Below are 13,856 nucleotides of genomic sequence, written 5' to 3' on the forward strand. Positions count from 1 at the left end.
CCGACGGGTTTTCCTTCCTTTTCGGGCAAATCCTCACGGACGTCCTGAAAAGGAATGATCTCCTGTCTTGTCGGGTTTTCGGAATGCGTGCACGAACGCGCCAGCCGAGGCCGGCACGTCCGGAAGCGGTTCTTTAACCGCTCGGAGCCCGCTTGCCAAGAGCAAAATTCACACCAGTTCCAATCCGTTGCCGGCCGGGCTTGAGGCGGCCCGACAAGGGCCGATTCAGGCCGATTTGACCCCATATGGCAGCGGTTTGCCCGCGAAGAACTCCGTCAGGTTCGCTAGCACGCAGTTCTGCATGGCGACGTGCGATTCGAGGGTGTGGCCGCCGATATGCGGGGCGAACACGACGTTGGGGAGCGCCGTCAGCGCGTCGGGGGCGTGCGGTTCCTTCTCGAAGACGTCGAGGCCGGCGCCGGCGATCGTCCTGTCGGTCAGGGCCGCAACCAGGGCCTTCTCGTCGATCACTGAGCCGCGGGAGATGTTGACGACATAGCCGTGCTCCCCGAGTCGCCCGAGGATATCGGCGTTGACGACGTGCTGGGTCTCGGCCCCTGCCCGGACCGCGATCATCAGCACGCTGCACCAGTCGGCCAGCGCCTCCAGCGTCGGGAAATATTGATAGGGCAGATCGTATTTGCTGCGGCTGAAATAGCCGACCTCGCTCTCGAAGGCGGCGCAGCGCGCCGCGATCTTGCGGCCGATCTCGCCCATGCCGTAGACGCCGATACGGCGGCCGGGCATGCCGGCCTGCGGGCGCATCATCGGCGACTGCTTTGACGACGCCCAATCGCCGCTGCGGACATATTGGTCGGCAACCAGGATCCGCCGCGTCGTTGCCAGCATCAGGGTCATCGCGATGTCGGCAACCGAGGCGGCATTGGCGCCGGGGCTGTGGCCGACCGCGATGTTGCGGGCGGCAGCCGCCTTGAGGTCGACGCCGTCATAGCCGGTTCCGTAGCAGACGATGGCGCCGAGTTTTGGAAACAGGTCCATCGCCTCTGCGCCGAGCGGCGAGCCGCCGGCCGTCAGCATCGCGCGGATGCCGCTGAGCTCCGCCACCGGAAACACATCACGAGCTGGCTTGCCGCCGGTGTCGAGCAGCTCGAACCGCTCGGCGAAGCGCGCCATCATCGTCTTGGGGAAGCGCGAATAGATCAGGACCTTGTCAGCCATTGTTCTTGTTTCCAGTAAACGCCGCCACAAACGACGAAGGGCGGAATCGGTTGCCCAATTCCGCCCCTCGCCTCATGCAATTTCCAAACCTCAGCCGAGGCAAGCCTTAACCGAGAATGGTGCCCGGCTCGACCTTCACGCCGGGGCCCATCGTCGAGGACACCGCAACGCGCTGGATGTAGGTGCCCTTGGAGCCAGCCGGCTTCGCCTTCGAGACAGCATCGGCCAGGGCCTTGATGTTCTCGACCAGCTTCTCCTCGGAGAACGAGGCCTTGCCGACGCCGGCCTGCAAAATGCCGGCCTTCTCGACGCGGAACTCGACCGAGCCGCCCTTGGCCCCCTTCACCGCACCGGTGACGTCCATGGTCACGGTGCCGATCTTCGGGTTCGGCATCAGGCCGCGCGGGCCGAGCACCTTACCGAGACGGCCGACCAGCGGCATCATGTCGGGGGTGGCGATGCAGCGGTCGAAATCGATCGAGCCGTTCTGCACCTTCTCGACCAGGTCTTCTGCGCCGACGACGTCGGCGCCAGCAGCCTTGGCTTCGTCAGCCTTGGCACCGCGGGCGAACACGCCGACGCGGAGCGTACGGCCGGTGCCGTTCGGCAGGGTAACCACGCCGCGGACCATCTGGTCGGCGTGACGCGGATCAACGCCGAGATTGATCGCGACCTCGATGGTCTCGTCGAACTTCGCCTTGGCGCGTTCCTTGACCATCTTGATGGCGTCCGCGAGCGGGTAAAGCTTTTCGCGGTCAACACCTTCGCGGGCTTTGTTCAAACGCTTTCCGATTGCCATGACCGCTTACCCCGCCACTTCCAGACCCATCGAACGGGCAGAGCCCTCGACCATCTTCATGGCCGACTCGATGGAATCGCAATTGAGATCCTTCATCTTCTTCTCGGCGATCTCGCGCACCTGCGCCTTGGTCACCTTGCCGGCCTTGTCGCGGCCCGGCGCCTTCGAGCCGGACTGGATCTTGGCGGCCTGCTTGAGGAAGAAGGACATCGGGGGCGTCTTCATCTCGAACGTGAACGAACGATCGGCGTAGATCGTGATCACGACGGGAATCGGGGTGTTCTTCTCTTCCTTCTGGGTCTGGGCGTTGAACGCCTTGCAGAACTCCATGATGTTGAGACCGCGCTGACCAAGCGCGGGACCGATCGGGGGCGAAGGATTCGCCGCACCGGCCGGGACCTGAAGCTTCAGGTATCCGGTCACTTTCTTTGCCATGTATCACTCCTGTTGTGCCGGCAGGGCCAGCGGTTTCAGGTTCGTGGTCTGGGTCGGATGCGGCTGGCAACCGCCCTCTCCCTCCCACGGCCTCTTGCTAGCGTGAGACCGAAGCCTCACGCCTCAATCGATCAGACCTTCTCGACCTGACCGAATTCCAGTTCGACCGGCGTGGCGCGGCCGAAGATCGACACCGCGACCTTCACGCGCGAGCGCGCCTCGTCGATTTCCTCGACCACACCCGAGAACGAGGCGAACGGGCCATCGGCCACGCGCACGTTCTCGCCAATCTCGAACGACACCGACGCCTTCGGCCGTTCCACGCCCTCCTGCACCTGGTGCAGGATGCGCATGGCCTCGGCTTCCGAGATCGGCATCGGCTTGTTCTCGGCGCCGAGGAAGCCCGTGACCTTCGGGGTGTTCTTGATCAGATGAAACGCCTCGTCGGTCAGCTTCATCTTCACCAGCACGTAGCCCGGGAAGAACTTGCGCTCGGCGTCGATCTTGCGGCCGCGGCGCACTTCCGTGACCTTCTCGGTCGGAACCAGCACCAGCTCGAACAGCTCTTCGAGCCCGCGCTGCTTGGCCTGCTCGCGGATCGATTCGGCGACCTTCTTCTCGAAGTTCGAGTAGGCGTGGACGATGTACCAGCGCTTGTCGGTCGATTGGGTTGCAGCGGCTGTTGCCATCAGTGAATGCCCAAAAGGAAGGTGATGAGGTAACGGATGATCTGGTCGGCGGCGAAGAAGAATATCGAGGCCACGGCGACCATCACGAACACCATGATGGTGGTGATCGTGGTCTCACGACGGGTCGGCCAGGTGACCTTGGCGGTCTCCGAGCGCACTTCCTGCAAAAACTTGAACGGGCTGACTGCCATCGTTTGATGTCCAACGTCCGTCGACAGACGCGAATGAATTTCAGGGATCCGAACAGCCGCCGTTGGCCCAGCCCTCTGTCTCGAAGGATGAGCCGGGAAACCGGGCTCGATTGTTCGGGGATTTCAAAGCCGCGCCGGAAATCCGCGTTTAACGGGCCGGCTGCGAGTGCGGGGTAGATACTGCGGATGAGGCCAAAGGTCAAGGTGTGGGCTGGCCGGGACACGCGCGGCCGAGGCCAGCGGACCCGATCCGGATCAAGGGCTTACCCGGTCCGCATGATCCACGGTCCGAGCTTGTCGGCCCGTCGCCGTCCTGCCTGTCGATTCTGATTGTCTGGGATTAGCTGGCAGGAGTGGCAGGGCTCGAACCTGCGACCCCCGGTTTTGGAGACCGGTGCTCTACCAATTGAGCTACACTCCTACGGACCCTCGCGTCGCCACGCGGATCAGGGGCGCTTTCAAGCACAGGGGACGGCTCGTTTGCAAGGGTGAAGCGCGCTGGCTTCGCTTGTTTGTGCCGCGCCTTCTGGGCCACAGTTCATTCCCGATAATAATGTGCCCCCGGGAGTGAACATGACTGCCACAGCCGCCGCCCAAGCCGCCACCACGCCGAAAACCCCGCCTTTGCCCGAGGCCAGGCCGGAAACGCTGGGTCTGTCGCGCCCTCGCCTCCAGGCGATGTCGGACGCCTTCAAACGCGAGATCGACAAGGGAACCATTCCCGGGGTGACCGTGCTGGTCGCCCGGCGCGGCCAGGTCGGCTGGTTCGAGGCGCTCGGCAAGCAGAGCCCGGTGGGGGCCGCGCCGATGGCGCTTGATTCGATCTTCCGGATCTTCTCGATGACCAAGCCGATCGTGTCGGTCGGCATCATGGCGCTGGTCGAGGATGGCCACCTCCTGCTCGCCGATCCCGTCGCCAAGTTCATTCCGGAGTTCGCGGACCAGAAGGTCGGCGTGGTCAGCGGCGGCAAGCTGGAACTGGTTCCGCCCCGGCGGCCGATGACGGTGCAGGACCTGCTCCGCCACACCTCTGGTCTCACTTATGAGCACCAGGGCGACGGCCCCGTGCACAAGCTCTACCAGGAGTCCCGCGTCCGCAGCCGCAAGATCACCAATGCCGAGCATGCCGCGCTGGTGGCAAGCTTCCCGCTGGTCTGCCATCCCGGCGACCAGTTCAACTACAGCCGCTCCACCGACATCCTCGGCCACATCATCGAGGTCGTCAGCGGCAAATCGCTCGGCGCCCTCCTCACTGAGCGCATCCTCGCGCCGTTGCAGATGACTGAAACCGCCTTCTCCACCAGCGAAGCCAATGCCGGCCGGCTCGCTCAGCCGTTCGAAGCCGATCCCTGGACCGGCGACAAGGTCGCGCTGTTCAACATGCTCGAGCAGCCGGTGATGGAGTCCGGCGGCGGCGGCCTGGTCTCGACCACGATGGACTATGCCCGCTTCGCGCTGATGCTGCGCAACGGCGGCACGCTCGACGGCAACAGGATCATCGGCCGCAAGACGCTGGAGCTGATGGCATCCGATCACCTTGGGCCGCACGTTGTGACCAACGGCACGCTGCTGTCGCCGGGCCACGGCTTCGGCCTCGGCTTCGCCGTGCGCCGCGAGGCCGGCATCGCGCCGTTCCCCGGCAGCGTCGGCCAGTATTTCTGGAGCGGCATTGCAGGGACGTTCTTCTGGATCGACTCGAAGGAGGATCTGTTCACGGTGTTCATGAGCCAGGGCCCGGGGCAGCGCGACCACACGCGGACGTTGGTGCGGGATCTGGTTTACGCGGCGGTGGACTGACGCGGCGACGGTTAGATGCGGCGCTGCATCTCCGCACTCACCGTCATGCCCCGCGACCCGGCTACGCCAAGGCTTCGCCGGGGCTCAGGTCCAGGGCCGCCGAAGCTTTAGCGTAGGCGGCAAGCGGGGCATCCAGTACGCCGCGGCGGATGTGGTGAAAGCGAGCTCTCTAACGCCGGCCTCTGGGATACTGGGTCGCCCGCCCCAGTGCGCAATTGCGCACAAGGCGGGCGATGACAGCTGTGTGTGGGCGGGCTGGGTGCCCCTTCCCTCCCACGCAACGGCTCAACTAATCGTCGCGCCGCCGTCGATCACCATGGTCTGGCCGGTCATGAAGTCGCCGGCCTTCGATCCCAGGAACACGGCGGCGCCGGCGATCTCGTCGGGGATGCCGATGCGGAGCAGCGGCGAGCGCGAGGTCGAGGCCTTCAAATTCTCCGGATTGTCCCACAGTGCCTTGGCAAAATCGGTCTTGATCAGACCGGGCGCGATGCAGTTCACGCGGATGTTGTGCTTGCCGTATTCGCAGGCGAGGTTGCGCGCGAGCTGCATGTCGGCGGCCTTGGAGATCGCGTAGGCGCCGAGGATGGTCGAGCCCTTCAGGCCGCCAATCGAGGACACGATGATGACCGAGCCGTCCTTGCGCTCGATCATCTGCGGCACCACCATCGAGATCAGCCAGTTGTTGGCGACGATGTTGTTGTCGAGAATCTTCCTGAACTGATCGTCGGAGATGCCGGCGAGCGGACCGTAGTACGGGTTCGACGCGGCGTTGCAGACCAGCACGTCGATCTTGCCGAAGGCGCGGTTGCTCTCGTCGATGAGGTTTTGCAGATTCTCCTTCGACGAGATGTTGGCAGCGATCGCAACCGCCGTGCCGTTGCCGAACTTGTCGTTGATGCCCTTCGCGACCTGGTCGCAGACGTCGGCCTTGCGCGAGGAGATCACGACCTTGGCGCCGTGCTCGGCCATGCGCTCGGCGATCGCAAGCCCGATGCCGCGCGTCGAGCCGGTGATGACGGCGACTTTCCCCTTCATGTCGAACAAGGTCATGGTTTCCTCCCAGAGTGCGTTTTGATTGGCTTGAAGCTTACGCCGCGTCCGCACGAGCGGACAATGGCGTCAGGCGAGCTTCTTGACTTCCGGCCCCGCCAGCTGATGCATCTCGGCGTGCGCGTCATCAGCGATCCACGGCTGCTGGTTGACCATCGGCAGTCGCCAGACCGAGCGTTCGGGGCTTGAGAAATAATCGAGCCGCGTGATCGAGCAGTTGTCGATGTCGAACGAGAGTGCCCGCTCTACCTGGCCGTCGAGTGCGAGGCCGATCGCCGCCTTGATGGTGCCGCCATGCGCAACCGCAATCACGTCCTGCCCGGCCGCCTCGTTGTTGATCCGCTCGACGGTGCGGCGCGTGCGGTTGTAGAGATCCATGAAGCTTTCACCGCCGGGCGCGGGCTCGTTGATATCGGCGAACCAGCTCGCGCCGACGGGGCGGCTGGCGATGAACTGGGCGCGGTTCATGCCCTGCCAGCGGCCGAGATTCTGTTCGGCCAGGTCTGCTTCCCATTTCATCGATGCGGGCCTTGGGAAGCCGGCCGCCCAGATCGCTTCCGCGGTCTGGTGGGTGCGCATCAGATTGCTCGAATACCAGACCGCCTTGCGTGGCAGCACCTTGGCAACAGCGTTGAACACGTAGGTATCGCTGGTATCGCAGGCGAGATCGCTCTGGCCGTAAATGTTGCCGCCGTCATTGCGCACCGGCGCATGACGGACCCACCACCACCGCGTCGTGACCACTTTGGGCTTGTCTGTGCCTGTCATCGAAACTCTTCCATCCCGTGTGATGTCGCTGTACGTCAGGTGTGAACGTGTCTCAAGACACTTTACCGTTTGAAATCTTGTTTGAAATTCCGTTGCGCGGCAAGCGTCGCGCAGCATACCAAAGGGAGAAACGCATGGGCCGTCTGCAAGGCAAATCCGTCATCATCACCGGCGCCGGCAGCGGCATCGGCCGCGCCGCCGCACTCCTCTTCACCAGGGAAGGCGCCAAGCTGATCGCGGTCGATCGCACCGAGGCGGTGAAGGAGACCGTCGACGAGGTGAAGAAGGCCGGCGGTGTCGCGGAAGCCATGGTGGCGGATGCGGGCTCCGAAAAGGACGTCATGGCCGTCATCGACAAGGCGGTGAAGACGCACGGCCGGCTCGACGTGATCTGGGCCAATGCCGGCGTTTCCGGCGGGCTCGTGCCGCTCGGCGAGCAGACCGTGGAACAGTGGCAGGAGGTGCTGCGCGTCAACCTGATCGGCCCGTTCCTCGCGGTGAAGCATGCGATGCCGCACATGGTGAAGCAGCAATCCGGCGCGATCGTGCTCACGGCGTCCGTCGCGGGCCTCAAGGCCGGCGCCAGCGGACATCCCTATGCGGCGAGCAAGGCCGGCGTGATCAGCCTGGTGCAGACCACAGCGTATTCGCTCACCGGCACCGGCGTGCGCATCAACGCGGTGTGTCCGGGCCTGATCGAGACCGGCATGACCAAACCGATCTTCGACCGCGCCAAGGAGCGCGGCACCCAAGACAAAATCGGCCAGCTCAATCCGTTGAAGCGCCCCGGCCAGCCGCACGAGCTCGCGGCGATGGGGCTGTTCCTGGCCAGCGACGAAGCATCGTATGTCAACGGCCAGGCGTTCCCGGTTGACGGTGGTTTGACGGCGTCGATGCCGTATACGGGCAAGCCGGTTTAGCACGCGCTCTCTCGTGTCCCGGACGCGCTGCAACGCCTCTTGGCGTTGCAGCGCAGAGCCGGGACCCAGAAAGCCGCGGCAACCGCTGTTGCATGGGCCCCGGCTCTGCAGCGCATCACTTCGTGCTGCGCTGCGTCCGGGGCACGAGATCGTTGTTGAATGACCGGCATGGGCTCGCATCCTCGCGGCTTGTTTCGCCCGAGCTTTGCTTGGTCGCCTCACCCCCAATTGAAAGAGGGCGCAGGGAAGGCCGGGAGCCGGTTGGCTCCCATTGTCCGCTATGCCATGAGTAGTTTGCGCTACAATGCACAGCGGGTAACAGGGCAACCGGAGCATCCCGGCCTTCCCTGCGCAGTGGTTGGAACGGCTTATGTCGTGCTCTCCCCGGGGAGCGTTGCACTATTGCCCCCGTCGCCGTTGCGGATGGCTGATGCGCATGCCCGGTCGGGCTGCCACATCACCGCAAGACTTGGCGCACAGACCCCGGGCGCCAGGACGACACGATTTGGCCGTACGCCGATCACATCTGTCGTTGGCGCGAGGTCTTCGCTCACGGTCGCCCGCCCTGCGAAGCTTTTCGCACCGATGTGGCCCACGTCCACCGCCGCCCGGCCCGCGTTCGTGACGATCGCGATACGCCCCTCTTCCTTGGGCCGGGTTGCGGCGACAGATACGCCGTTTCCGAATTTCGGTAAAGTGGAATATTTTCGCGAGTACACATTGACCGAGAGTTTGAGTGTTTTGCCCGACGGGCAACGCAAGGTCTTGTAGACTGGAGATATTGTAGCCCGGCTGGAGCGAAGCGTAATCCGGGGTTTGCGCCCCCGGACATAGTGGCCCCGGATTTCGCTTCGCTCCATCCGGGCTACGATGCCGATTTGGCCTACGAAGCCAGCGCTGCGACAAACAACCCGCTCGCGACCACCGACGCAACCGTCCGCACGTGGTTCCAGAACGTCCAGTCCTTCAGATACGCCGCCCACACCGCGCCAGCCTCCGGCGCGGACGGCTGCAACGCGGCGAGCGCGTTGTTGAGCGGGACGTTGAACACCATCGTCACCACGAACATGCCGATGACGTAGAGGCCGCCGCCGGCGATCATGCTCACTGCCCCCGGCTCGCTGACGCGCAACGTCCCCATCACCACCAGCGCCGCACCCACCACCGTCGTGCCGAGAAACAGCGGCATGAACAGCGAGCGCACGATGTCGACATTGATCGCGTTCATCACGGCGATGCCGGCGGCCTGATCGAGCCGGCCGAGCGCGGCCATGATGAAGGTCGAGAAGGCGAAATAGATTCCGGCCATGAGGCCGCAGCCGATCGCCGAAAACCAGAGCAGTCCGGTCGTAAAACCCTGCCACATGCCGCAGCTCCCTATAATACGATAAACTCTCGTATTTGATAAATGCGATAAACTCTCTTATTTTTGACGTCAAGCGCGGATGGCGGGAATCAGGATGCCGGAACGGAAAAGCAGGACGGACAAGACGACGCACGCGGCCGCGCGACGCACGCCGCTGGTGCCGACGCAGGAGCGAAGCCGCGAACGCTTCGACCGCATCCTGACCGCTGCGGCCGAGATCCTCACCGAGAAAGGCAGCGACGCCTTCCGGATGAGCGACATCGTCGAGCGCACCGGCATCGCGTTCGGCTCGCTCTATCAATATTTTCCGGACAAGAGCACGGTGATCGGGACGCTCGCCGAGCGGTGCAATGTCATCGGCCGCGAATGCGTCCAGCGCGACCTCGCCGAGATGAAGAAGCTGTCCGACCTGCACGCTGCGCTATGCCGCATCACCGACGGCTATGACCAGATGTTCCGCGAACATCCCGTGATGCATCGCATCTGGCAGGCGACGCAGGCCGACCGAAGCTTGCAGAAGATCGACGAGGAGGATGTGGCTTTTCTCGCCGGCCTCCTACGCGAGGCGCTCAAGCGTGTCGCGCCGAAACAGCCCGCCACCGCCCTCACCTCCTTCTCGCAACTGGCGATGATCCAGATCGCGGCCGCGGTTCGTCACGCCATCGCCTTGCCGCCGGCGGAGGCGCGGCGTACGCTTGAGCTGTTCAAGCGAATGCTGCCGAAAGATCTCTCCGCACTCGGCTAAAGCACCCCTCGCGACCGGATTTGCCCGAACCGCCACTCCATTGGTATGTTTCGTGCAAGCCGCGAAGCCATCCTCCATCTCATGAACGAGACAATGCCCAACCCGATTTTCCCGAGTTCACGACCCGATCGCATTCGCAACCTCCTCGCCGACCTCGTCGGCTTCGACACCGTCAGCGACCGCACCAATCTGCCCTTGATTGCCCATATCGAGAGCTATCTCGCTTTCCTCGGTGTCAAGGGCGAGCGCATCGTCGACGACACCGGCCAGAAGGCCTCGCTCTGGGTCACGATCGGACCGGAGGACCGTCCAGGCCTCGTGCTGTCGGGACACACAGACGTCGTGCCGGTCGTGGGCCAGGACTGGAGCCACGATCCGTTCAAGCTGGTCGAGCGCGACGGCAAGCTCTACGGCCGCGGCACCACCGACATGAAGGGTTTTGTCGCGGTGTGCCTCGCCATGGTGCCGGAGATGCTGGAAGCGAAGCTGACGACGCCGATCCATCTCGCCATCTCCTATGACGAGGAGATCGGCTGCGTCGGCGTGCGGCCGATGCTGCGCGAGGTCGCGAAGAAGAAGATCAAGCCGCTCGGCGCCTTCATCGGCGAGCCGACCGAGATGAAGGTCATCATCGGCCACAAGGGCAAGCACGGCGTGCGCGCGACATTCCGTGGTCTCGCCCGCCACTCCTCGATCGCGCCTGACGGCGTCAACGCGATCGAATACGCGGCCGAGTTGATCACCGAAATCCGTCGCCGTGCCGTGAAGCTTGCGGCCGCGCGATCGAATGACAGCCTCTACGACGTTCCGCATTCGACGCTGCTCACCAGCATCGTGCATGGCGGCGCCGCGCTGAACATCGTGCCCGATACCTGCACGGTGGATTTCGAATGCCGCGGCATCGGCATCACCGAGTCGCGCGAGGTGACGGATGCGATCGTCGCCTGGGCCAAGGCCGAGCTCGAGCCGGAGATGAAGAAGCAACATCCCGAGTGCGGCATCGATTTCGAGGAGATCCTCGATTATCCCGCGCTCGACACCGATGCCGATGCCGCGATCGTCACGCTGGCAAAAAGCCTCGCCGGGCGCAACGACCACGCCAAGGTCGCCTTCGGCACCGAGGCGAGCCTGTTCGCCAGCATGGCGGATATCCCGTCGGTGGTGATCGGCCCCGGCGCGATCGCGCAAGCGCATACGCCCGACGAGTTCGTGGCGATGGCGGAGCTGGAGAAATGCGCAGGCTTCGTGGAAAGGCTGATCGCGCATTGTGTGAAGGGCTGACCCGTAGGGTGGGTTAGCTTAGCGCAGCGTAACCCGCCACTTCTGTTGCCCGTGCGAATGGCGGACAATGATGCGCCTTTGCCCACCCTGCGGGAGCTGATTTGCCCGACAGGCAAGGCTCCCTTCTGCTAGGCTCCAGACTCTCGCCTAACTGAAGGGAGAACTCCATGAAGGCCATCGCACTGGGCGCACTCGGGGCCACGCCGGTTGCGGCCGCCGCTCCCGCCGCGCCGCTCAACGCAACGACGATCGGCTCTGCCGAAATCTCCGACGTCGACCAAGTCGGTCTGATCTGCAACGAGTATTATGGACGCTGCTGGCGGACCCGGGGACGCTATGTCCTGCGCTACTTTGACGACCCCAGCTACTTCCCCGGCAGGGGCTACAACTACTACGCCGGTCCCGGCTATTACGATCGCGGATACGGCGGCTACTACGTCGGACCGAGGTTCACCATTCGCGCCCGGTAGCAGGCCAATCACCATCAGAGCGGCGCTCGACGCCGTCGCGTCGAAGAAGAAGGGCATGAACAGCGAGCGCAGGATGTCGACATCGATGGCGTTCATCGCCGCAACCGTTCAGAGCGTAGCCCGCATGAGCGTTAGCAACATGCGGGACCGCCGTCCCGGGTGTCGCTGCGCTCACCCGGGCTACGGGAGCACGCGTTCCTCATCGCTCCTGCAACGCCAGCCGCACGCCGACAGCGCAGTAGATGGTCCCGACCACCTTGCCCTGCCATTTCACCACGGCCGGATGGCGGCGCAGGAGATTGCCCAGACGACCGGCGCCGACGGCGAACACCACGGTGCTGACGAGACCCAGCAGCACGAAGACGATGCCGAGGATCGCAAGCTGAAGTGCGATCGAACCGTGCTCCGGCCTCACGAATTGCGGCAGGAACGCAAGGAAGAACAGCGCGGTCTTGGGATTGAGCACTTCGGTCAGCACGGCCTGCCGGAAGGCCCGGCCCGCGCCGATCGCGGGCGCGCCGCCGTTCAGCTCGACCGGCGCCTTGTCGAGCATCGCGCGAATGCCGAGATAGATCAGGAACGCAGCGCCCGCATATTTAACGATGCTGAACAGCAGCGCAGAGGTCGCGATGATCGCCGAAAGACCGACGATCGCCATCGAAGTGTGGATCAAGTCACCGGCCGCAATCCCCGCGCCGGTCGCGATGCCGACCTTCGTTCCCGAGCTAACCGCGCGCGCCATGGTGAGCAGCGTCGCAGGCCCGGGAATGAAGACAAAACCGAGTACGATGAGGATGTAGGTGATGAGGGTGGCGTGATCGATCATGTGGCTGGCCGTTCTTTCACTGATGTCGCTACGACAGCGGTGTCATGCCCCGGCTTGACCGGCGCATCCAGTACGCCGCGGCTCCTCTGCGTCCACGCGCTGTCTCTGGGATACTGGATTGCCCGCTTTCGCGGGCAATGACACCGAAAGTGTGGAGACGGCGAACCACAAAGCGAAAAGGCGCGGCCATCAGCCGCGCCTTTGTGTGTCTAAACCGCGCCCGCCTTCTGCGCGTACTCCCACGACGCCTTCGACAGCGGCACGGTGCGCTTGGCTGACTCCAGCGCCTTGGCATTGGCGGCGGTGCCGTCGCGAACGCGGCCGGCGATGCCCTGGGTGATGCCGGCGAGGCGGAACAGGTTGTAAGCAAAATACCAGTTGAGATCAGGCACCGTCATCTTGGTGACGTTGCAATAGATCTGCGCGGCCTCTTCCACGCTTGGGATGTTGAGCGCCTTGAGGTCGGCGCCCTCCAGGCCCGGCATGATCCACTGCATCAACAGATAGGTGAAGTCGGCCATGGGATCGCCAAGCGTCGACAGCTCCCAGTCGAGCACGGCCTGCACGCGCGGTTCCGTCGCGTGGAAAATCATGTTGTCGAGGCGATAGTCGCCGTGGACGATCGAGACGCGCGCCTGCTCCGGCACGGTTTTGGGCAGCCATTCGGCGACCTTCTCGAACTCCGGAATGTGCTGCGTCTCGGACGCCCGGTACTGTTTGGTCCAGCGGTCGATCTGCCGCGCAAAGTAGTTGCCGGGCTTGCCGAACTCGCCGAGGCCGATCGCTACGGGATCGTACATGTGGAGTTTTGCCAGCGTCTCGATCTTGCTGGTGAATATCTTGCGGCGGTCCTCCGGCGTCTGGCTCGGCAGCGTCGGATCCCAGAACACCCGGCCGTCCTCCATCGACATGATGTAGAAGGCGGCGCCGATGATGCTGTCGTCCTGGCACAGCGCGTAGGCGCGCGCGACCGGAAAACCCTGCTTTCCAAGGGCTGCGATGACGCGATATTCGCGATCGACCGCGTGCGCCGACGGCAGCAATTTGCCGAACGGCTTTCGGCGCATCACATATGAGCGGTTCGGCGTGTTGAGCCGGTAGGTCGGATTGGACTGGCCGCCCTTGAACTGGAGGACGACCAGCGGGCCCTCATAGCCTTCGACGTTGTCGCGCATCCAGGCTTCGAGCCGCATCTCGTCGAAGCGATGACGCTCCTCGACCGGCTTGGTGCCCGAGAATTCTTCGTCTTTCCTGACGCCGTCAGCCACGATGACGCTCCCTCTTCAGTCCGAACATGATCCTAATCGGTAACCGCTGACGCACTTGCGTCAAGCGGT

15 protein-coding genes and 1 tRNA gene are annotated in these 13,856 nt (G+C 64.0%); 5 read left to right on the forward strand and 11 right to left on the reverse strand.

Annotation, left to right across the window (positions count from 1 at the left end; translation table 11 throughout):
* Window positions 1-225 precede the first annotated feature (225 nt).
* The 6 genes from AB7535_RS19795 to AB7535_RS19820 form a co-directional block, all read right to left on the reverse strand.
* A complete protein-coding gene (locus tag AB7535_RS19795) occupies window positions 226-1,179 on the reverse strand; it encodes a 2-hydroxyacid dehydrogenase (RefSeq protein ID WP_085405451.1) in 954 nt (317 codons plus the stop codon).
* A gap of 106 nt (window positions 1,180-1,285) precedes the next feature.
* The gene (rplA, locus tag AB7535_RS19800) at window positions 1,286-1,978 is read right to left on the reverse strand and encodes a 50S ribosomal protein L1 (protein WP_014494487.1); all 693 of its coding nucleotides are present in this window, start codon (window positions 1,976-1,978) and stop codon (window positions 1,286-1,288) included.
* A gap of 6 nt (window positions 1,979-1,984) precedes the next feature.
* Window positions 1,985-2,413 (reverse strand): 50S ribosomal protein L11, encoded by a 429-nt coding sequence (gene rplK, locus AB7535_RS19805; protein WP_006611824.1) that lies wholly within the window; start codon window positions 2,411-2,413, stop codon window positions 1,985-1,987.
* Window positions 2,414-2,544: 131 nt separating this feature from the next.
* A complete protein-coding gene (gene nusG / locus AB7535_RS19810) occupies window positions 2,545-3,102 on the reverse strand; it encodes a transcription termination/antitermination protein NusG (RefSeq protein WP_063982569.1) in 558 nt (185 codons plus the stop codon).
* Window positions 3,102-3,293, reverse strand: coding sequence for a preprotein translocase subunit SecE (gene secE / locus AB7535_RS19815; protein WP_007611620.1), 192 nt, complete (start codon window positions 3,291-3,293; stop codon window positions 3,102-3,104). Before secE ends, nusG begins: the two co-directional genes overlap by 1 nt.
* A 345-nt stretch (window positions 3,294-3,638) precedes the next feature.
* Window positions 3,639-3,714: transfer RNA gene (locus AB7535_RS19820), tRNA-Trp, on the reverse strand.
* Window positions 3,715-3,866: 152 nt separating this feature from the next.
* On the opposite strand from AB7535_RS19820, the gene AB7535_RS19825 reads away from it, so the two are divergent.
* Window positions 3,867-5,090: a serine hydrolase domain-containing protein gene (locus AB7535_RS19825; protein WP_085405406.1), complete on the forward strand. Its 1,224-nt coding sequence runs from the start codon at window positions 3,867-3,869 to the stop codon at window positions 5,088-5,090.
* 285 nt (window positions 5,091-5,375) lie between these two features.
* Here AB7535_RS19825 and AB7535_RS19830 read toward each other — a convergent pair whose 3' ends face one another.
* The gene (locus AB7535_RS19830; RefSeq protein WP_063982568.1) at window positions 5,376-6,143 is read right to left on the reverse strand and encodes an SDR family NAD(P)-dependent oxidoreductase; all 768 of its coding nucleotides are present in this window, start codon (window positions 6,141-6,143) and stop codon (window positions 5,376-5,378) included.
* Between the two features lie 69 nt (window positions 6,144-6,212).
* Window positions 6,213-6,911, reverse strand: coding sequence for a histidine phosphatase family protein (locus AB7535_RS19835; RefSeq protein ID WP_085405405.1), 699 nt, complete (start codon window positions 6,909-6,911; stop codon window positions 6,213-6,215).
* 134 nt (window positions 6,912-7,045) lie between these two features.
* On the opposite strand from AB7535_RS19835, the gene AB7535_RS19840 reads away from it, so the two are divergent.
* Window positions 7,046-7,831, forward strand: coding sequence for an SDR family NAD(P)-dependent oxidoreductase (locus tag AB7535_RS19840; RefSeq protein WP_028152877.1), 786 nt, complete (start codon window positions 7,046-7,048; stop codon window positions 7,829-7,831).
* 883 nt (window positions 7,832-8,714) lie between these two features.
* Here AB7535_RS19840 and AB7535_RS19845 read toward each other — a convergent pair.
* Window positions 8,715-9,197, reverse strand: a complete 483-nt coding sequence (locus AB7535_RS19845) for an anthrone oxygenase family protein (RefSeq protein ID WP_085405404.1) — start codon at window positions 9,195-9,197, stop codon at window positions 8,715-8,717.
* Window positions 9,198-9,291: 94 nt separating this feature from the next.
* Here AB7535_RS19845 and AB7535_RS19850 point away from each other — a divergent pair, with 94 nt between their 5' ends.
* From AB7535_RS19850 to AB7535_RS19860, 3 genes are all read left to right on the forward strand, one after another.
* Window positions 9,292-9,942, forward strand: coding sequence for a TetR/AcrR family transcriptional regulator (locus AB7535_RS19850; RefSeq protein ID WP_085405574.1), 651 nt, complete (start codon window positions 9,292-9,294; stop codon window positions 9,940-9,942).
* 93 nt (window positions 9,943-10,035) lie between these two features.
* Window positions 10,036-11,223 carry an acetylornithine deacetylase gene (gene argE, locus AB7535_RS19855; protein WP_085405573.1) on the forward strand — a complete coding sequence of 396 codons (1,188 nt, stop codon included), beginning with the start codon at window positions 10,036-10,038 and terminating at the stop codon, window positions 11,221-11,223.
* A gap of 167 nt (window positions 11,224-11,390) precedes the next feature.
* The gene (locus tag AB7535_RS19860; RefSeq protein ID WP_439036801.1) at window positions 11,391-11,693 is read left to right on the forward strand and encodes a hypothetical protein; all 303 of its coding nucleotides are present in this window, start codon (window positions 11,391-11,393) and stop codon (window positions 11,691-11,693) included.
* 199 nt (window positions 11,694-11,892) lie between these two features.
* On the opposite strand, the gene AB7535_RS19865 is transcribed toward AB7535_RS19860, so the two are convergent.
* On the reverse strand, window positions 11,893-12,519 hold the full coding sequence (locus tag AB7535_RS19865) for a LysE family translocator (protein WP_063982563.1): 627 nt from the start codon (window positions 12,517-12,519) through the stop codon (window positions 11,893-11,895).
* A gap of 209 nt (window positions 12,520-12,728) precedes the next feature.
* The gene (locus tag AB7535_RS19870; RefSeq protein ID WP_063982562.1) at window positions 12,729-13,787 is read right to left on the reverse strand and encodes a phosphotransferase family protein; all 1,059 of its coding nucleotides are present in this window, start codon (window positions 13,785-13,787) and stop codon (window positions 12,729-12,731) included.
* Window positions 13,788-13,856: the final 69 nt, after the last annotated feature.

It is taken from the genome of Bradyrhizobium sp. 956_D2_N1_4 (genome assembly GCF_052076025.1).
GTDB lineage: Bacteria > Pseudomonadota > Alphaproteobacteria > Rhizobiales > Xanthobacteraceae > Bradyrhizobium > Bradyrhizobium barranii.